General features: G+C 58.5%; 17 protein-coding genes and 1 pseudogene. 1 reads left to right on the forward strand and 17 read right to left on the reverse strand.

Annotated elements, in window-relative coordinates; genetic code table 11:
- Positions 1-176: 176 nt before the first annotated feature.
- A pseudogene (locus tag AAFG16_RS41550) lies at positions 177-1,121 on the forward strand (IS630 family transposase); the annotation flags it as partial.
- A gap of 638 nt (positions 1,122-1,759) precedes the next feature.
- On the opposite strand, the gene fdxB reads toward AAFG16_RS41550, so the two are convergent.
- The 17 genes from fdxB to AAFG16_RS41635 form a co-directional block, all read right to left on the reverse strand.
- Positions 1,760-2,056, reverse strand: a complete 297-nt coding sequence (gene fdxB / locus AAFG16_RS41555) for a ferredoxin III, nif-specific (protein ID WP_092218306.1) — start codon at positions 2,054-2,056, stop codon at positions 1,760-1,762.
- A gap of 11 nt (positions 2,057-2,067) precedes the next feature.
- Entirely contained in the window at positions 2,068-2,268 is a 201-nt protein-coding gene (locus tag AAFG16_RS41560) for a CCE_0567 family metalloprotein (protein WP_092218307.1), read from the reverse strand.
- Entirely contained in the window at positions 2,265-2,741 is a 477-nt protein-coding gene (locus tag AAFG16_RS41565) for a NifX-associated nitrogen fixation protein (protein WP_092218308.1), read from the reverse strand. The genes AAFG16_RS41560 and AAFG16_RS41565 overlap by 4 nt, the downstream gene beginning before the upstream one ends.
- Before the next feature lie 6 nt (positions 2,742-2,747).
- Positions 2,748-3,143, reverse strand: a complete 396-nt coding sequence (gene nifX, locus AAFG16_RS41570) for a nitrogen fixation protein NifX (protein WP_271609068.1) — start codon at positions 3,141-3,143, stop codon at positions 2,748-2,750.
- Positions 3,140-4,549 (reverse strand): nitrogenase iron-molybdenum cofactor biosynthesis protein NifN, encoded by a 1,410-nt coding sequence (gene nifN / locus AAFG16_RS41575; protein ID WP_092218310.1) that lies wholly within the window; start codon positions 4,547-4,549, stop codon positions 3,140-3,142. Before nifN ends, nifX begins: the two co-directional genes overlap by 4 nt.
- Positions 4,550-4,558: 9 nt before the next feature.
- Positions 4,559-6,205, reverse strand: coding sequence for a nitrogenase iron-molybdenum cofactor biosynthesis protein NifE (gene nifE, locus AAFG16_RS41580; RefSeq protein ID WP_194389717.1), 1,647 nt, complete (start codon positions 6,203-6,205; stop codon positions 4,559-4,561).
- A 94-nt stretch (positions 6,206-6,299) separates the two neighbouring features.
- Complete coding sequence (gene nifK / locus AAFG16_RS41585) at positions 6,300-7,856, reverse strand: nitrogenase molybdenum-iron protein subunit beta (RefSeq protein ID WP_342734647.1); 1,557 nt, start codon at positions 7,854-7,856, stop codon at positions 6,300-6,302.
- Between the two features lie 66 nt (positions 7,857-7,922).
- The gene (gene nifD, locus AAFG16_RS41590) at positions 7,923-9,425 is read right to left on the reverse strand and encodes a nitrogenase molybdenum-iron protein alpha chain (RefSeq protein WP_342734649.1); all 1,503 of its coding nucleotides are present in this window, start codon (positions 9,423-9,425) and stop codon (positions 7,923-7,925) included.
- A gap of 458 nt (positions 9,426-9,883) precedes the next feature.
- Positions 9,884-11,131 (reverse strand): cysteine desulfurase, encoded by a 1,248-nt coding sequence (locus AAFG16_RS41595; RefSeq protein WP_342734651.1) that lies wholly within the window; start codon positions 11,129-11,131, stop codon positions 9,884-9,886.
- Positions 11,128-12,450, reverse strand: a complete 1,323-nt coding sequence (gene sufD / locus AAFG16_RS41600; RefSeq protein ID WP_271609069.1) for a Fe-S cluster assembly protein SufD — start codon at positions 12,448-12,450, stop codon at positions 11,128-11,130. The genes AAFG16_RS41595 and sufD overlap by 4 nt, the downstream gene beginning before the upstream one ends.
- Positions 12,451-12,466: 16 nt before the next feature.
- Positions 12,467-13,219, reverse strand: a complete 753-nt coding sequence (sufC, locus tag AAFG16_RS41605; RefSeq protein ID WP_271609070.1) for a Fe-S cluster assembly ATPase SufC — start codon at positions 13,217-13,219, stop codon at positions 12,467-12,469.
- A 64-nt stretch (positions 13,220-13,283) separates the two neighbouring features.
- Entirely contained in the window at positions 13,284-14,780 is a 1,497-nt protein-coding gene (sufB, locus tag AAFG16_RS41610) for a Fe-S cluster assembly protein SufB (protein WP_271609071.1), read from the reverse strand.
- Between the two features lie 194 nt (positions 14,781-14,974).
- Complete coding sequence (locus AAFG16_RS41615) at positions 14,975-15,169, reverse strand: 4Fe-4S binding protein (protein WP_035730311.1); 195 nt, start codon at positions 15,167-15,169, stop codon at positions 14,975-14,977.
- 748 nt (positions 15,170-15,917) lie between these two features.
- On the reverse strand, positions 15,918-17,030 hold the full coding sequence (gene ald, locus AAFG16_RS41620; protein WP_271609072.1) for an alanine dehydrogenase: 1,113 nt from the start codon (positions 17,028-17,030) through the stop codon (positions 15,918-15,920).
- Positions 17,031-17,405: 375 nt separating this feature from the next.
- Positions 17,406-18,452, reverse strand: coding sequence for a hydrogenase expression/formation protein HypE (gene hypE / locus AAFG16_RS41625; protein WP_271609073.1), 1,047 nt, complete (start codon positions 18,450-18,452; stop codon positions 17,406-17,408).
- On the reverse strand, positions 18,449-19,591 hold the full coding sequence (gene hypD, locus AAFG16_RS41630) for a hydrogenase formation protein HypD (RefSeq protein WP_342734657.1): 1,143 nt from the start codon (positions 19,589-19,591) through the stop codon (positions 18,449-18,451). The genes hypE and hypD overlap by 4 nt, the downstream gene beginning before the upstream one ends.
- Entirely contained in the window at positions 19,588-19,821 is a 234-nt protein-coding gene (locus AAFG16_RS41635; RefSeq protein ID WP_271609075.1) for a HypC/HybG/HupF family hydrogenase formation chaperone, read from the reverse strand. The genes hypD and AAFG16_RS41635 overlap by 4 nt, the downstream gene beginning before the upstream one ends.
- Between the last annotated feature and the right edge of the window lie 2 nt (positions 19,822-19,823).

A 19,823-nucleotide genomic window follows, 5' to 3' on the forward strand; every position in this document is an offset into this window, starting at 1 on the left:
GGCGCTGGTGAGGATCAAGCGCCCAGTGGTTACGACCTACGGGAACAAAACCCATATCCGCTAGACGAGGTTCCATGCCTGCTAGTGTCCCGAGTCACAAGTTCGCAATCGTAGATTCGCGTTAGGTTCGCGTCGCTGTGCCAGAGATGGCGGCTTCAACAGCGACGGAGGATATGATGGCGGCCCAGCGACTTGTCCCCCTGATATTGAGCGATGATGAGCGTGCTGAGCTTCAGTCGCTGACAATGCGGCGAAAGACGGCGCAGGCGCTGGCTCTGAGAGCCCGGATCGTGCTGACCTGCGCGGAAGGCGGTCAGAACAAGGAAGTGGCGGCCAAGCTGGGCCTAGAGCGGGGAACGGTAGGCAAATGGCGGCGGCGGTTTGTGGAGCAGCGCGTGGCCGGGCTGCACGATGAGCCGCGCTCGGGGGCGCCGCGCACCATTGACGATGGTCGCATCGAAGCCGTGATCGTGAGGACGCTGGAAAGCTGCCCAGAGAATGCCACTCATTGGAGTTCCCGCGGCATGGCAAAGGCCAGCGGCCTTTCGGTGTCGACGGTGCAACGTATCTGGCGGGCCTTCGGGCTCCAGCCGCACCGGCTGGAGACATTCAAGCTCTCGACCGATCCGAACTTCGTGGCCAAGGTACGCGACGTCGTCGGCCTTTACGTCTCGCCGCCGGCACACGCCATCGTTCTGTGTGTAGACGAAAAGTCGCAAATCCAGGCGCTGGACCGCAGTCAGCCGATGTTGCCGATGCGTCCCGGCCAGCCGGCCCGAAGGAGCCACGATTACAAAAGGCACGGCACCACATCGCTGTTCGCCGCCCTCGACATTGCGACCGGACGGGTTATTGGCAAGTGCTACGGACGGCACCGTGCCGCCGAGTTCCGCAAGTTCTTGGACGAGATCGAGGCCGCTGTGCCGCGCCAACTCGACGTCCATCTCGTCATGGATAACTACGCTACCCACAAGACCCCGCTGATCCGGAAATGGCTGGCTAAACGGCCGCGTTGGCATGTGCACCTGACCCCGACCAGTTCGTCATGGCTCAATCAGGTCGAGCGCTTCTTCGCGCTTCTTACCGATAAGAAGATCAGGCGCGGTGTCTATCGGAGCGTAGCCGCCCTTATGACGCCGCTGGTTCGGATGATGTCCCACCTCGCTCCATTCCTGCAACTGTTTCCGCAAACCGGGGACTATGTCCCGCTTCTGACGAATCGTCAGTTTGGTTACCGGTTGTAAACTGGCTGGATGAGCCAACGCTTCTGCCATACATGAGAGCGCTCTCCTATCGGCAAAGTTGCACGCAACTGAGCTCGTGCCGTGCAAGCTCTGTTGTTAGGATAGGATTCCTAGCTGACCACAACCTGACAAAAATACCCTGCGCTTCGGCGTGACTACCTCTGCGCGTGAGCTACAAATGTCGCTGCGACAAGCCGCGATCTGTGGGTAGAATCGCACGTAAGATCGCCGGCTGCCGATCCGTCACAGAGACCGACGTCTAATGATGATGACTCGCAGATTCCCTATCAGCAGATGGGTACCAGGCTAGCGCTGCGGGAGGCGCGACTCGCCTTCCACGAATAGGCAGACCTTGAAGAGGAGTGGTTTGTGAGCAGCGGCTGTTGTATCGGCATAACATAGCTGGCCCCAACCAATCGAGATCCTTGCGCGGTTCTCACCATGAGTTCACCTGATCAAAATTGCACCTTTCCTCACCTATATCTCGCCTGCCGCGACAGGACGAGTGTGTTCACTCACGCCGCTTCAGGTATAGCTGATGTGTGAGTCTGGCAGTTGGCCGGGCAAACCCTGGCGCATGCACCGCAGCCAATGCAGGCGCCTTGATCATTCAGAACCATGACCTTCTTTTCGATCTCATCGTCGTTGTCATCGAGGTTGACAAATTCGCCATCCTCGCTGATTCCTTTCAACGTCATGACATCACGGCCGCAAACTTTGAAACAGCGACCACAGCCGATGCACTTCTTGGCATCGATCGAGATCAGGTATTGTGGCGTCCAGTCGCGTCCGTCTCGTGTTTGAAACGACATGCGTTGCCCCTTTAAGTTTTTTCAAGCGCCTTCAAGTCGAGGCCCTTCCGCTCAAGTTCGGCATAGGCATCGTACGCCTTCTGCGCCACCAGCATGATCGAGGTCCAGTTGATGGGTAATTCTTCGGAAAGGTCGTGCAGATCCATCTTCGCCTGTATCGCCTTCGCCGACACCTTCCTTAGTTCCGCCTTCAATGTTTCACGATCGCTCATGAGTATCCCCAATAGTTTGCCACGTCCGGAAATTTCCGAATCAAGTCGATTCCGTCGCTGACGTACTTGTCGCCCTCCTGCGCGAGCTTTACGAAATTATCAAATCCGAAGCGATGGACGTCGCGCAGCTGCTTGTTCACGGCGATCAGCCGACCTGAGATGAGCACCATGCGGCCGAAGCCTTCATGATGCAGATCCAGAATCGGCTGGATCATCCCGCCGGTCTCCTTCTCGATCGAGAGCGCGACCGCATCGAAGAACAGCTTAAGCCGCCACAGTGTATCGGAATCGGGATCACCGATAATCGGCAATGCGCGCCTTTTCTGCTTGTCCAGGATATAGGGTTCGAGCAGGTCAAGATCACTCTTCGCCTCCCAGGCTCCGTTGGTATCCTGAGCACGCCAAATCTTGATCAACTCCTTGAGAAACGGCGCGTCGACGGCGCTGCCCTGTTGCTCGATTTTTGCGGTCATATCACCTCATTCTTCGAACTCGAACGTACGCCCTCGGTCCTTTGCCATGGCCTTGCGTAGCCAGGGAGGTGGCGTGCCCTTCAGTACGCGCTCGAGTTTTTCGAGCAACACCAGAATGCTTTCTGGCTTGTCCACCTTGATAGGATGGATCTTGTTGGCCACCACTCGCGCAGCCCCGGCACCACCAATGGCGGCGACGTAAAGGATTGCGCAATCCTTGATCGCCTCGATCTTCGGCGCCAACTTGTCGTCGTTGCCGTCTTCCTTTAGATCGCCCTCAAACTCGATCGCTTTGAGAAGCACGTGCCCTCCAGGCGTGACATCGTAGATTGCGATATTCTTTGCCCAACCAAAATGGGCGTCGACTCGTTTCAGGTCCTGAGTGGCAAACGCGACCTTCATCCAATCGACCCCGCAGCCGCGCCGGTGGAGCTGCGATAGCCCGAGCAAAGTGGCAGCCGGGACGCAGTCCGCCACTTATCGGGCGTAGGCCGATCGTTTTCCTCGCGGTGCGCGATCACGAGGTTGGCGATTTCAAAGATCAGATTGCGGGTACCACGATAGCCCACGGATAGTTGATGTCCCGCACCAAGTCGATCGAACATCGGAAAACCCGTGCGATAGAAAGGCAATTTCAGCCGAGCCGCCGCTTGCCTGCCATGCGAATGCGTGATCAAGAGGTCGCAATGGTGTGTTTTGGCAAGCCCTTCCAGATCCTCGAGATCGCCAATGAGTACCTCGTTGGTCTTGATCCGCTCGATCACCTCCGACTGAGTGGTCGTCACGACCGCTGTCACCTGCGCGCCCATGTCGTGCAGCATGCCGGACAGATCGAACAGAAGATCTGGCTCAGCGCCGATAGCAACTTTGCGACCGCCAATATGGAAATGTGCGTCCAGCATTGCATCGGCGAGCTGACCGCGCTGGCGCCGATATTTCAAGGGTATGGGGCGGCCGCTGATCTCGCTCAGGAAGGTCATGAATTCGTCGCTCGGACAGAGACCACACAGCCGCTCGAAGACACGAAAAGGCACGCCGGTTTTGACCTGCATGACCTCTGCCGCACGCTGCATCTGCGCCCCGATTGCAATCGTCCATCCGGCGCGCCCCATGCTCGCAATTTCGTCGACGCCGATGCCGCCGGTGGTCGTTGGCGTATACTCATCGGGGATATGCCCATCGAGCGATCCGGCCAGGTCAGGGAGGAAGGACGGGCACAAGCCGAAATCCTCCACTATGGCGCGGAGTTCATCAATGTCGCCGGGCGTCAGGTGACATCCTGGCAGAACATTCACTTTCAATGGGTCCCTCAGGCCATTGGCGCTGGGCCCTTCCACCAGCACCTCCACAATGCGTGCCACAGCCTTCTCCCACCCGTCCTGAAACGCGCCCTTGAAATCAGGCGTCGAGACATACACCATTGGCAACTTTGCGAGTGGCGGGTGCTTGTTGCGGATTAGCTTGAGGTAGGCATCCACATCGTCGCCATTGGTCTCGGTGACACCGGTCGAGCAGATACCGATGACCTTTGGCTTGGTACGGTTGTAGATGTTCAGTATCGCCTGCTCGAGATTCTCATAACCGCCGAGTACGGTCGCGACCTCGCTCATCGCCGTGGTCTGCAGCGGTACTGCCTCTTTGAAATGCCGGACGAAGAGCGTGAGCCCGAAGGATGTGCATCCCTGGGAGCCGTGCAGAAGCGGCATCGCCCCGCGCAGCCCCATGAAGGCGAATGCGCCGCCGATCGGCTGACTCATCTTCAGCGGGTTGACAGCGCAGGCTTTCGTCGGCGCCGTGACGATGGCCATGACGCCTCCCTATTCTGCGGCCTGTCGCATGGCAGATGGCTCGGACACCAAGATACCTTCGATGCGTCTCTGGCAGCAGCCGCCGGCCGCATTGGTATGCTCTCTCACCGCTGCGACGCTCCTCAGGCCGTGCGCGTAGATTGCATCCTCAATCGTGCCCAAATCGACCGCGTTACACACGCAGATCTTCCTCGCGCGGCGCGCGGTTTCGGCGAGCGCCGGATCGCAGGCGATCGCGGCCACGGGCGATTGCATCTGCTCCATCGCCTTGGCCAATACATCCCATGGGGCCGGTCGACGTAGCTGCTCCCACATCGGACTCGAGAGTGACTTATCGATCTCCTCCACCAGCTTGACCATTCCGACATAGCCCATATAGGCGTGGCAACGCTCCTGATTGATATCGAGCCATGGCATCGCCGCTTTCAGCGCGACGAACTGCGACTTGCCGCCCGATAGCATGATGTCCGCTTTTGCGTCCTTTAACATCTTAAACATCTCGCGCGGCGTCATGTCCTCAATCATGTGGGCGTCCTGCCCCATGAGCTCCTTGATGCGCTCCTTGTCTTTCCCGGTTGATTTCTTGACGCTGGTTCCGACTAACTCAAGCCCAGATTCCTGGAGTGCCGCAACGATCGACCATGACTTGACGCCGCCGGTGATCAATAAAGCCTTCTTGCCTTCGAATCGTGGCTTGTACGGCCCTATCGCAGCCCGGGCCCACGCTTCCTCGCGCGCGATCACCGATTCAGTGCGCCCGAGCAGATCTGCAGGCGCACCGCGCTCAACCAATAAGCGGGCAAGCTGACGCAGCGATACGCTCGAATCTTGAATACCGTAGAACGCCCCCTCGAAGAACGGAATCCCGTAGCGTTGCTCCATCTTGCGTGCGACGTTGATCATGGACTTTGAGCACACCAACATCGCCGCCCGCGCGCGATGGGCTGAAGCGACTTCGCGATACTTGCCATCGCCGGAGATGCAGGAGAGAATCCGTATTCCAAGTTCGTCTAGCAGTGGCTTCACTTGCCAGAGCTCTCCCGAAAGGTTGTATTCTCCGATCAGGTTGATATCGTACGGGGTGGTGTAGTCTGGCTCTTGCGTCCCGATCACATAGTCGAGCAACGCCTCGCCGGCGAGCTTGTTACCGAGGTTCTTCGAGCCGACGAAGCCCGGGGAATTGATCGGGATCACCGGCTTTGCGAACCTTTGAGATGCGGCCTTACAGACTGCGTTGATATCGTCGCCAATCATCGCCGGGATGCAGGTTTGATAGACGAAGATCGCGGGCGGGTCGCACTTGTCGATGATCTCCTTGATCGCTTTGCAGAGCCGCTTCTCGCCTCCGAATACAATATCGGTTTCGCTCAAATCGGTTGTGAACGAGGTGCGCCACAGATTCGAGCCTGACGACGCCGCGCCGCGATTGTCCCAGGAATTCCCTTCGCACGCGATCGGACCATGCACCAAGTGAGCGACATCGGTGAACGGCTGTAGCGCAACCTTGGCGCCATCGAAAGCACAGCCGCCCGCAGCGCTACCCGGCTGCAGTTGCTTGGTGCAGCCGTTCTTGCGTTCAGCCTCCGACTTACTGCCGTTCTTGGCGCAGCCCGGCTCGTCAAAAATATTCTGGACCGTGGCCGCTAGTGATCTCATCCTTTTTTCCTCTCAGCGCAAACTAATTGCATGGTCAACGGTCATGTGCTTGTGCCATCGCAGTTATTGCGATGGCACGCGACACGGTCGCTCATCAACGAATGATGTCGAAGCTGTAGTCAGTTTTGCCAAGAACGTTCGTCTTCTTGTCCATTTCATCGAAGACCTTGTCCAGGATCTTCACGAGTACATTCAGGCCGCCCTGATAGCCCCATAGGGGGGACCGGTGATGGTGATGCCGATCAAAAACCGGAAAGCCGATGCGGATCAGTGGCGTTCCAGTATCGCGCTCCAGATACTTGCCATAGGTGTTGCCAATCAGAAAATCGACTGGCTCGGTGAACAGGAGTGAGCGCATGTGCCAGAGGTCCCGGCCCGGATAGGCTTGGCAGCCCTGCCCGAATGGCGAGCTTGCAAGCAGCATCTGCATTTTTTCGTGCCATGCCTTGCTGCCGTTCGTGGACAGCACATGGGTCGGTTCGGCGCCGAGTTCGAGCAGAAACGCAGCCAGCCCATAGCAAAGATCCGGATCGCCATAGATCGCGAACTTCTTGCCATGGATATGCGCGCTGGAGTCAGCGATGGCGTCGACCAAGCGGCCACGTTCTCGCGCGAGCTGCTCGGGAACCTCCTTGCCGCTGATGCGTGACAGCGCCACGATAAAGTCATCCGTTGCGGATAAGCCCACCGGGTAGTTGAAGGATACGATGTCCTGCCCATGGTCAGCAACGAATGGCAGCGTTTTTTCGGTGCACCACTGCTGCATGGAGATTGTCGCCTTGGCGTGAACCGCGTTGGCCGCATCTTCCAGCGTCGTGCCTCCGTCATACATCCGGAATTCGCCGTCTGTCGGAGTATCGAAGACTTCAGAATTATCAGCGAGAATCGTGTGCTGGATGCCCATCAACGCCAAGATGCGCTTGATTTCGCGAAGGTTCCCGACGGTATAGCCATCGAACCCACCAATGATGTTGATCGCCCCGTTCTGCTTGCGCTCCAGCTTCGGCGCTGTTCCGGCCTTACCGTCCCAAAAATGCTCCAGAATGCCCTTGAGCGCATTGTCATAACCGGTGACGTGGCTCCCGACGAACGCCGGCGTATGGGCGAATGGCACGTCGAAGTCCGCCGGGACCGAGCCTTTTTCTTTCGACGTTTTGATGAAGGCATTGAGGTCATCGCCGATCACCTCGGCCATGCAGGTGGTCGAGACCGCAATCATCTTGGGTTTGTACATGTTGTAGCTGTTCGCGAGCCCGTCGATCATGTTGTTCAGACCGCCGAATACCGCAGCGTCTTCCGTCATCGACGAGGAGACGCAGGAAGAAGGCTCCTTAAAGTGCCGCGACAGATGGCTGCGGTAGTAGGCAACGCAGCCTTGCGAGCCGTGGACGAAGGGCAGCGTGCCCTCAAAGCCAACAGAGGCGAATACGGCGCCAAGCGGCTGGCATGCCTTGGCCGGATTTACCGCTAGCGCCTCCCGCGCAAAGTTCTTTTCGCGATATTCGGCCGTCTTCGTCCATTCCTTGATGCGTTCGACCTCGGCGGGATCGCGCGGATTCTCGAATATCTTCTTCTTGGCCAGCATCTCCTGGTATTCTGGACCTCGGAACAGTTCGAGATGATCGAGCACGTGTTCGGCACTCTGCGCCATTGTTGAAATCCTTCACAATCGAGATTGGTGTCGCCCCGGCCTTCGCGCAGACCGAGATGAGTTGGTTTATTCTGCAGCCAGGAGCTTGGCCCTCGAAGCTTCCTTCCAGGGGGCCTTCGTTTTCTTCCAGACGGGCGAGTTGATGGCCATGTCCATGTCGCGGGCAAAGATGGCAAAGCCGTCATAGCCGTGATATGGGCCCGAATAGTCCCAGGAGTGCATCTGCCGGAACGGCACACCCATCTTTTGAAAAACGTATTTTTCCTTGATGCCCGAGCCGACGAGGTCAGGCTGGAGCTCTTCTACGAAGCGCTCGAACTCATAGCCATTAACGTCATCGTAGATGAGCGTGCTGTCCTTTACGTAGTGCTGAGCTGTGCGCTGATAGTCGTCGTTGTGACCGAACTCGTATCCGGTACCAATGACTTCCATCCCGAGGTCCTCGTATGCGCCGATCACATGACGCGGACGGAGCCCTCCGACGTACAGCATCACCGTCTTGCTCTCCAGGCGCGGGCGATATTTTGCGATCACAGCGTTCACCAGCGGTTGGTACTTTTCAATCACCCGCTCGGCGCCTTCCTTGATCTTGTCGTCGAAATAGCCAGCAATCTTGCGCAGCGACTCTGCGATCTTTGAAGGCCCGAAGAAGTTGTACTCGCACCAGGGGATACCGAACTTCTCTTCCATGTGGCGCGAGATGTAGTTCATAGAACGGTAGCAATGCAGAATGTTGAGCTTTGCCTTCGGCGTTGCCTCGAGCTCAGCTAGTGAACCGTCGCCGGACCACTGCGCTATCACCCGCAGGCCCATCTCCTCTAGCAGAATTCGCGATGACCAGGCGTCCCCGCCGATATTGTAGTCTCCGATGATCGCAACATCGTACGGCGTCGGCTCAAACTTTGGTTGGCCATCGGACTCGAGCTGGTCGAAAATCCAATCGCGCACCGCATCGTTGGCGATGTGATGGCCTAGTGATTGCGACACACCCCGAAAGCCCTCACAACGGACCGGCACGATGGTCTTGCCGCCGTATTCCTTGGACTTCGCTCTCGACACGGCCTCGATGTCGTCACCGATCAATCCGATCGGGCATTCCGATTGGATCGTGATGCCGTTGTTGAGCGGAAACAGCTCCTGGATTTCGTCAAGAATTTTGACCAGCTTTTTGTCGCCACCGAATACGATATCCTTTTCCTGGAAGTCGGAGGTGAACTGCAGGGTCACGAAGCTATCGATCCCCGTCGTGCCAACGTAATAATTTCGTCGGGAGCCCCACGAATATTGACCGCAGCCTACCGGGCCATGGCTGATATGGACCATGTCCTTGATCGGTCCCCAGACCACTCCCTTTGACCCTGCATAGGCGCAGCCTCTGATTGTCATCACGCCAGGTATGGATTTGATGTTGGACTTCACCCCGCAATCTGACTTGCCGGCTTGGTGAACGTTGAGGTGCTTGGCACGCCGTTTCGCGGTTTTCTCCGGATAGACCTTCAGCACCTCCTCGATGAGCTCTTTATTGCGAGCCCTGATTTCTGCGATGCTCTGGGTCGTGGCGAGACTCATCTGATGTCCTTCAAAAGTTAGCTGTTGCGAGGGCGGCCTCTTGGGCAAGACTTTTGCAACCAGCATGCCAGCGCATCATAAGCACCAAAAACTTAGCAATCAAAATCGCTTAGCGCGCCTCGTGCGTTACGATGGCTGGTGTTGCGAACCCGACATTACGCTTGGGGCAGAGAACTCTTGGCTTGGCCCTGTTCGAAATTGAACAAGGGGTGGCTACGTGAAATTGCCAGCCCAATTCTCGAGCGTGTTCGCGATCGCAGTACTCTGCGATCGACCTCGCCGAAGGCGCCGCACTGGAAGACCGGCCGCAAGAGCGGCTGGCCGACACAGGCCCATCAATCCTATGTATGCTTGTTGCGACCTACAGGTGCTTACCTGCTATTATGCGATGAGGTGCATGACCTCATCCTCCAGGCCTCAATGCGAGCTGCCCACCTGGAGATCGCAGGCTCGCCGAATCACGAGAACAGCTGCCGCGCCTTGATGAGCGCACGCACGAGCACATCGATCTCCTGACGTGTATTGTAAAGTCCGAGGGACGCGCGGCACGTTGCCAGCACGCCGAAGCGCTTGAGCAGCGGCATCGCACAATGGGTCCCCGCCCGCACCGCCACGCCGGCGCGGTCGATGACGGTGGCAATATCATGCGCATGCGCCCCCTTCATATCAAAGGAAACGATCGGTCCCTTGTGTGCCGCGGTCCCGATCATGCGCATGAAATTGATCCCCGCCAGCCTCTCCTGCGCGTAAGCGAGCAGTACGCTCTCGTGCCTGCGGATTTGCACCTTGCCTATTGAATTGATGTAATCGATAGCTGCCCCTAAACCGATGGCTTCGACGATCGGCGGCGTACCTGCTTCGAACCGGTGTGGCGGATCACCATAAATGACGCCGGAACGCGAGACCTCGCGGATCATCTCCCCGCCGCCGTTGAAGGGCGGCATCGATGCCAGATGCTCAGACTTGCCGTAAAGAACACCGATCCCGGTCGGACCATAGAGTTTGTGGCCTGTCATGACGTAGAAATCGCAATTAATGTCGCAAACGTCGGCGCTCAGATGGACGCAAGCTTGCGAGCCGTCAACCAGCACCGGGATATCACGAGCATGCGCGATCCTCACCACGTCTTTCACCGGCAATACCGTGCCGAGCACGTTCGACATTTGTGTGATTGCAACCATCTTGGTGCGCGGGGTCAGCAGTCGCTCAAACTCATCGAGCAAGAAGTTTCCGTCATCATCCACTGGCGCCCATTTGATCACTGCACCGAGTCGTTCCCTGAGAAGGTGCCATGGCACAATGTTCGAATGGTGTTCCATAATGGAGAGTACGATCTCATCACCCGACTTAATGCGTTCACGGCCAAAAGTCTGGGCGACCAGATTGATTGCCTCCGTGGCGCTCCGAGTGAAGATGATCTCTTCGTTTGTACGCGCGTTCACAAACCGCGCCACCTTGGTACGGGCGCCTTCATACGCCTCGGTCGCCGCGTTTGCGAGGTAGTGCAAGCCGCGATGAACGTTGGCGTATTCGCTGGAGTACACCCGCATCATACGGTCAAGCACCGCGTTTGGCTTTTGCGAGGATGCAGCGTTATCGAGGTAAACAAGCGGCTTGCCGTACACCGTCATGGCGAGCGCGGGAAAGTCCGTACGTATACGGTTGACGTCGTAACTGCCATTGCTCACGGCGGGATGTGCGCTCATCGCACCGCCTGCAGCCAGTGTTCAGCTTGAGCTGTCACAAAATCGCGCAGATTCTCGGAAGTGATCTCCTCAATCGACTCGCCAAGGAACGCCTTAATCAGCAACGACTTCGCATCCTTCTCGGGTAGCCCTCGAGCGCGCAGATAGAATACGAGACTGTTGTCCAGCGCACCCGATGTCGCTCCGTGGCCGCAGGTCACGTCGTCAGCCAAGATTTCAAGTTCCGGCTTAATGTCGGCCTCAGCCTCGTCGGATAAGAGCAACGCTCGCGTCGTCAGGGTGGCGTCCGTCTTCCGGGCGGCAGGACGAACGACAATTCGGCCCTGAAATACCGAGCGGCCTCGATCGTCGACGACCGCGCGGAACTTCTCCCGACTGGTGCAATGTGGCACGGCATGGTCGACCACCATCGTTGTGTCGGCGTGAAGCTCGCCCCTGATGAGATTAACTCCATTCGCCGAGACCTCGGTTCCCTCGCCAGCCAGCGAGATGAATCCCTGATAGCGGCTGATGGAGCCGCTGCAGGTCATGCTGAAGAGGTCGAGCTTAGCCCTGGCGCCGACTGCGATGATCGCCGACGAGATATTCACGGCGTCAGAGGCCGCGGCTGCGACGCGGATATACGAAAGGCTCGCCTCGTTACCGACTAGGGCGATTATCGCATCGTTGGCTTGATAGCCGCTCGCGCGTTCAGCCGAGACGAAACTTTCCACGATGGCCGCACGCGCGCCTTTACCAAGCTGTAGATACGAGCGTGTAAAGGTGGACACCGACACGCCGGTTGCAACGTGAACGATTTGAATTGGACGCTTCACCGCGTTGCCGTCGGAGATCGTAATCACCAGGCCATCTGTTGCCATTGCGGCGTTGAGCGAGATAACGGAATCGCTCGTCGTCGACAGCACCAGACCTGCCATGTCGCCAGGGACCGAATGCTCCAGAACCTCTCGCAGCGACCGCACAACAAGTCCATTTTCCAGCTTGCCGAGATCGGATAGCTCCGGCACGAATATACCATCCACCAAAACCAGTTTGACCGCCTGATCGGCAGACACATGCTCGGCCGACACCTTTGCGCGCACTAGTGCCTCCGCATCCGGTCGCGGAGCGAGTGGCAGCACCTCGCCGATCAGGGCGCGCAGATCGGTGTATTTCCAGTCCTCCATGCCCCGATGCGGAAGGCCGGTACGCTCGTAGACCTCAAATGCGCTCGCCCGGATTTGAGGAACAAGGCCTGCACCAGGCAGCCGTCCACGCGCCGCAGCGAAAACATTGCCGCTTGTGCGTTCGGGGTCGGCTTTGGGCAAAACCTGCTTCATCGGGTCCCTAGAGCCGTCAGGCCGCGTCTTCGAATTGGCCGTAGCCACAGGCTTCGAGCTCCAGCGCGAGTTCCTTGTCGCCGCTCTTCACGATCCGCCCTTTAGACATCACGTGCACAACGTCCGGCACGACATGGTCGAGAAGCCGCCGATAGTGCGTGATCACGATCATCGCTCGTTCGGGCGAACGCAAGCCGTTGATGCCATTGGCGACGATACGCAGCGCGTCGATATCGAGGCCGGAATCGATCTCGTCAAGGATGCACAGACTCGGCTCGAACAATGCCATCTGCAAAATTTCGTTGCGCTTCTTCTCGCCGCCGGAGAATCCGACATTAACGCCACGCTTGAGCATATCCTGGCGAATGTTGAGTGAACCGGCCACCTTGCGGACTCTTTTCAGAAATTCGGGGGTGGAGAATTCCTGCTGGCCCCGCGCCTTTCGCTGGGCGTTCAGTGCCGCCCGCAGGAAGTTCATGGTGGTCACGCCAGCGATCTCGACCGGATACTGGAATGCCAGGAACACGCCCGCGGCGGCGCGTTCGTCCGGCTCCATCTCGAGAAGGTCCTCGCCCTTGAACAGGATCTGGCCGTCGATGACTTCGTAGCCGGGTTTGCCGGCAATGACGTGCGACAGGGTCGATTTGCCGGAGCCGTTCGGTCCCATGATCGCGTTCACCTCACCCGCATGGACGTTAAGATCGAGGCCGCAAATAACTTCGCGGTCTTCGACACCAACATGCAAATCTCGGATTTCGAGTAGCGCCATTCTAATCTGATCCCTGAAATGTCATCTGGCGAGCCGCATTCGGGGCGGCTCGCGGGAGGTTGGGTTATCCGACAGATCCGTCGAGCGAGATCGAGATTAGCTTCTGCGCTTCCACTGCGAATTCCATCGGCAGCTTTTGCAGAACTTGCTTGACGAAGCCGTTGACGACGAGGCCGACGGCCTCTTCCTGCGAAAGACCGCGCTGCATGCAGTAGAACAGCACGTCCTCGGAGATCTTCGAGGTCGTCGCCTCGTGCTCGAAGGTCGCGGATGAGTTCTTGGCCTCGATGTACGGCACGGTGTGCGCGCCGCATTTGTCGCCGATCAGCAGCGAATCGCAGGCGGTAAAGTTGCGCGCGCCGGTCGCTTTCCGGTGCGCGGTGACGAGACCGCGATAGGTGTTCTGCGACTTGCCCGCTGCGATGCCCTTGGAGATGATGCGGCTCGACGTGTTCTTGCCGAGATGGATCATCTTGGTGCCCGAATCGACCTGCTGGAAGCCGTTCGAGATCGCGATCGAGTAGAACTCGCCGCTCGAATTATCGCCACGCAGGATGCAGCTCGGGTACTTCCAGGTGATCGCCGAGCCGGTTTCGACCTGGGTCCAGGAGATCTTGGAACGATCACCGCGGCAGTCGCCACGCTTGGTGACGAAGTTGTAGATGCCGCCCTTGCCTTCCGAATTGCCGGGATACCAGTTCTGCACGGTCGAATATTTGATCTCGGCGTCATCGAGCGCGACGAGCTCGACCACGGCGGCGTGCAGCTGATTCTCGTCGCGCTGCGGCGCGGTGCAGCCCTCGAGATAGGAAACGTAGGAGCCCTTGTCGGCGATGATCAGCGTGCGCTCGAACTGACCGGTGTTGCGCTCGTTGATGCGGAAATAGGTCGACAGCTCCATCGGGCAGCGCACGCCCGGCGGCACGTAGACGAACGAGCCGTCGGAGAACACTGCCGAGTTCAGCGTGGCGTAGAAATTGTCCGAGGTCGGAACCACGGAGCCGAGATATTTCTGCACCAGCTCGGGATGCTCGCGGATCGCCTCCGAGATCGGCATGAAGATCACGCCGGCCTTCTTCAGCTCAGCCTTGAACGTGGTCGCAACCGAGACCGAATCGAACACCGCGTCTACCGCGATCTTGCGGTTCGGCGTCTGCTCGCCGCCGGGTGGCGGCTCAACGCCCTCGAGCGCCGCGACCTCGCGCAGTGGGATGCCGAGCTTGTCGTAGGTTTTCAGGATCTGCGGGTCGATCTCGTCGAGCGAGGTCACCGTCTTCTTCGGCTTCGGCGCCGCGTAATAGTAGATGTCCTGGAAGTCGATCTTGGGATACTCGACACGCGCCCAGGTCGGCTCGGTCATGGTCAGCCAGCGCCGATAGGCCTCCAGCCGCCACTGGAGCATCCAGGCGGGTTCGTTCTTCTTCTGTGAGATGAATTTTACGATCTCTTCCGACAGCCCCTTCGGGGCCTTCTCGGACTCGATCAGGGTCTCAAACCCATAACGATACTGGTCGACGTCGATGCGCTTCACGCGCTCGACTGTCTCTTGTAAAGCTACCATTGTCCGCTCCACCGGGGCAACGACAACTCCCGCCGGCGGGGACTCCGCCGCAATCGATCCAAGCGGATCGCGCAAGTCGCCGGCAACTCGGGGCCAGCGAGTGAGAGAAACAGAAGACGAATCCGACGGACGGCCGCTGTCGATAGCGTCTTCATCATGTTTCGCGCAGGAGCTCCCCTCATCGACTACTCCACCTATGCCGGCACACAGGTATCTGGCACCGGGCAAACGACCGCGCATTGCGGCGCGTCAAAGTGCCCCTCACATTGGGTACACTGGGTCGGATTGATCACATATATATCGTTCTTCAGGCTGATCGCGGCATTGGGACATTCGAACTCACATGCACCGCACACTGTGCACTGGGATGCGATTATCTTGTAGGCCATCACTGCGATTCCATGAGCGAAAGTTGCGGACAGTTTCTTGCTTTCAAGTCTTGTGCCAAACAGTTTAACCCGATTTTGCCTGAGCTATTTTTGATAACGCAAGTCGCGGCCTCGACACGGTGTCGCAAATCCCACAGCGCGCATGACAGTAGCTTGTGCTGGATGCCGTGGTTTGCGCATGGTCCATCTCACGGCAGTCAGCGATCAGGTGAACCGCGTTCGCCAAACCCAGGGAACGATCTGCGATCCTTGCTAAGGCCGCCGCGCCGCGGCGATGATGGATGCGCCGCGCGACTTCAAAAAGTTCTCCGCCGGTGTGTCGGGTCGACCCCGAGCCGCCTCTTGATGGTTCCACTCGCCGGTACAGTGGCGGCGCCGGCGACAGCACCACGGTAAAACCCGCGGCAGTCATCACCGGCCCGGTTGGCGTCTCCACAGCCAGTCAGATTGGCGGCGATCGAGCCAGACAAAGTCGCTCCGGTGATCGCGGGCCCTCACGGGCGCATTTTCAATTGGCTCGGATTACCTAAAACCGGCATTCATATGCGCTATATGGGCGAATGTACATTGTCTCGCATCGCATCGTGCGGGGACTAAAGCGAGGGGCTCGTCTGGCGATCCTTCGCTTCGCTCCACGTTCGAAATGCATGCCGGCGCCGGTAGCAGATCGATGGAGCCGAAAAAAAGAAGCCACCCCGGAGGAGGGTGGCCTAAGTCAGGGAGGAAATGCCCATAAGGGCCTCTGGGATCAGGCCGCAGCCTGTTCGATCGGTGAGAAGGGCAGTCCAAGGCTTTCGGCCGCCGCTTCGTAAGTTAGCCGGCCCCGATGGACGTTGAGACCTGCGCGCAAATGCGGATTTTCGAGCACGGCGGTAAAGCCCTTGTTGGCCAGAGCCAAACCAAACGGCAGCGTCGCGTTGTTCAGTGCCTGGCTCGAGGTCAGCGGCACGGCCCCGGGCATATTGGCCACGCAATAATGAATGATGCCATCCACTTCGTAAGTAGGATCAGCGTGAGTGGTTGGGTGCGATGTCTCAAAGCAGCCGCCCTGATCGATAGCGACGTCCACGAGCACCGCCCTCTTGCGCATCGAGCTCAGCATGCTCCGGCGGACCAGCTTCGGCGCGCTCGCACCTGGAACGAGCACCGCACCAATCACCACATCCGCCGCAAATACCTCTTCCTCCAAAGAGTCGATAGTCGAAAACCTAGTGCGAGCGCGTCCTTCGAATAGCTCGTCCAACTCGCGGAGCCGGAGTATCGAACGGTCGATGATGGTGACCTCTGCGCCCAGACCAACCGCCATCCGTGCCGCGTGCGTACCAACGACGCCACCTCCGATCACCACGATTCGGGCAGGCTGAACACCAGGCACTCCACCGATCAACAGCCCTCGTCCGCCTGCACTCCGCTTCAGTGCGCTGCCCGCCGCTTCGATCGCAAGCCTACCCGCGACCTCGCTCATCGGCGCCAGCAGCGGAAGACCACCATGCGGATCAGTTACGGTCTCGTAGGCGATCGCAGTGCATCCAGATTTCAGGAGGCCCTTGGCCTGCTCCGGGTCGGGGGCCAGATGCAGATAAGTGAACAGGATCTGATTTTCCCGCAGCTGACACCACTCGGACGGCTGAGGTTCCTTAACCTTTACGATCATCTCGCTCGATGCGAATACCTCAGCTGCGGAAGTTAGAATCGTTCCCCCAACAATGCGATAATCTTCATCGGTTGCACCAATGCCAGCGCCGGCATTGGTCTCGATCATCACGCGGTGGCCCGCTGCCACGTATTCGCGGACAGCTCCCGGGGTAAGGCCCACGCGATATTCGTGCACCTTGATTTCCTTGGGGACTCCGACCTTCATTTGAAAACTCCTGCCTGAAGCGCCTTTTTAATCGGAAGCGAGCGGCGATGCTGCGACGCAGCCGTCAAAATGGCGCAGAAATTCAACGATATTTGACAAGGTTCGCAGGATTTCAAACCCACGGGTGCCGAGCGGATCGTGTGACCATGCGCTGCGCAACCGTCGAAACTGCGCGATGGCCGTGAATCGTTTCGAATTGCGTTCTCGGCTCGTGGAAAAACTAACAAGCGATATTCAGCACGCCCAAAGAGCAAACTCGCAGTCTGCCGGTGGGCAGATTGCCCATAGAAGGGATGGTTTCCAGAGCTGATGGGTGATGGCTCACGACCATTGATCATAAACTTGGTTTCCAAAAGCTGGACGATGCGCAGCGTGTCAACAGATCCGAGGCAATTGTTCGCCCCACAACCAGTCGACGATTCGTCGACCGCCGAAACCGGTTGCCATCTGGACAAATTTCCGATTGTCAGCCACCGCTTCGCCAATATCAGCTGCATCGGACCCGAGCGGGTGTGCCTTCATGGCTGCAAGCACGGCGTCAGCCAAATCAGGTGCGACGATGGCAACGAGCTTGCCTTCATTGGCGACATGGATGGGATCCAGTCCAAGGAGTTCGCAGGTAGCCGCAACAGCCGGCTTCACCGGAATGGATGCTTCGTGCAGATGGAACCCGAGCTCGGATTGATGCGCAATCTCGTTGAGGGTCGCGGCAAGCCCACCCCGCGTGGGGTCGCGCATCACCCGGATGCCGCTACCGCCGGCGGCAACCATGACCGCCACGAGATTATGCAAGGCTGCGGAATCCGAGCCGACCTCGGTCTGAAAAGCGGGGTTCTGACGTTTTGACATGATCGTCACCCCATGATCGCCGAGGCTACCGGACACCAGCACACGGTCCCCCACCCTAGCCTTGTCGGCGGAGAGATCGAGCCCATCGGCCACAATCCCGATCCCGGTTGTAGAGATGAACAGACCATCCGCCTTGCCGCGCTCAACAACCTTGGTGTCTCCGGTAATGATGTGAACGCCGGCACTGCGCGCTGCCGAGCCCATCGAATCCGCGATCACCTTCAGATCAGAAAACGGGAAGCCTTCCTCGATGATAAAACTGGCCGACAGATAGAGGGGACGCGCGCCGGACATCGCGACGTCATTGATGGTGCCGTGCACAGCCAGTGACCCGATATTGCCGCCGGGAAAGAACAGCGGCGAGACCACATAGCCGTCGGTCGTCATCACCATTCTGCCCGCCGCAACCTCAAACGCTGACTGATCATTGCAGCGGGCGAGCCATTCATTACCAAAGGCTTGGTGAAAAAGGCCGGAGATCAGCTGTGCCATGGCACGGCCCCCGGATCCGTGGGAAAGATCAACGCGTCCGTTTTCGAGGTCGAGCTTGCGCTGATAGCCCTTTACGCTCATGACGTCCGCCTCAACGGTTCATCGCGAACTCGGCCATAGGTCCAATACGCCGCGCAAGCGCCTTCCGACGATACCATGCAGGACCCTATGGGAGTTTCCGGCGTGCAGACGGTTCCAAACAGCTTACAATCGATTGGCCGCTTGGCGCCACGCAGAATCGCGCAGCACTCGCAGGCTGGATTGTCTCCGACACGCAGGTCGTGGATCGCAAAACGCGTCTCAGCGTCGAATTGCGCGTAAGCCGGTTTCAGCTTCAGTCCGCTGTTGGGTACGAGTCCGAGCCCACGCCATTCAAACTGCGCACGCAGTTCGAATATCTGCGATACCTCGTCTTTGGCACGCCGATTGCCTTCACGCGTCACCACGCGACTGTACTGGTTCTCCACCTCATTGCGATTTTCGTTCACCTGCCGCACCAGCATCAGGATAGCCTGCAACACATCGAGCGGCTCAAATCCCGCGATCACGATCGGCTTGCCAAATTGTTCTGCCAGGGGCTCGTAAGGCTGCGTACCAATAATGGTGCTGACATGTGCAGGCCCGATGAAGCCGTCAATTGGAACCCCGCCGGTGTCGCGGATTTTGGGGTTCTCGAGAATGCTGTGCATCGCAGAGGGTGTAAGCACGTGGTTGCAGAACACGCTGAGGCCCTTCAGCCGCTTCTTCTCGGCAGTTCGGATCATCACCGCCGTCGGCGGCGTCGTAGTCTCAAATCCGATGGCAAAGAAGACCACCTCGCGGCTCGGTGCCTGTTCGGCGAGACTGATAGCATCGAGCGTCGAGTAGACCATCCGAATGTCGGCGCCGAGCGCTTTAGCTCGCAACAGGGACTGTCCTTGAGACCCAGGCGCGCGCATCAGGTCGCCGTACACGCACAGAGTGACCTCTGGTCGGTCGACAAGCCGGATCGCCATATCAATTCGACTGGCGGGCAGAACGCAGACCGGACAACCGGGCCCGTGGATCATGCGGACGTTCGCGGGCAGCAGATCCTCCAGGCCATAACGGGAGATCGCATGAGTGTGCCCGCCGCAGAACTCCATGAACCGATAGGCCCTTTGCGAACTAACCTCGCCGCCAATCGCACGCGCAATTCCTTGAGCGATGGCCTTGTTGCGAAATTCGTCGGCAAATTTCATGATCGGCGTTCCCCTGCGCTGCCTAGCTCCTGCAGCAGCTCCAGCGTGCGCGCGGCTTCCACCGGATCGATCTTGGCCAACGCATAGCCCACATGGACAAGGACGCAATCACCGACCTCGAGCTCGTCGACGAGAGCAATCGATATCTCTAGGCTGATGCCGTCGATGGACACTATGGCCATGTCGTTGGGAAGAATTTTTGCAATCTTTGCCGGAACCGAAAGACACATAG

The sequence above is a fragment of the Bradyrhizobium sp. B117 genome (assembly GCF_038969555.1).
Classification (GTDB): Bacteria; Pseudomonadota; Alphaproteobacteria; order Rhizobiales; family Xanthobacteraceae; genus Bradyrhizobium.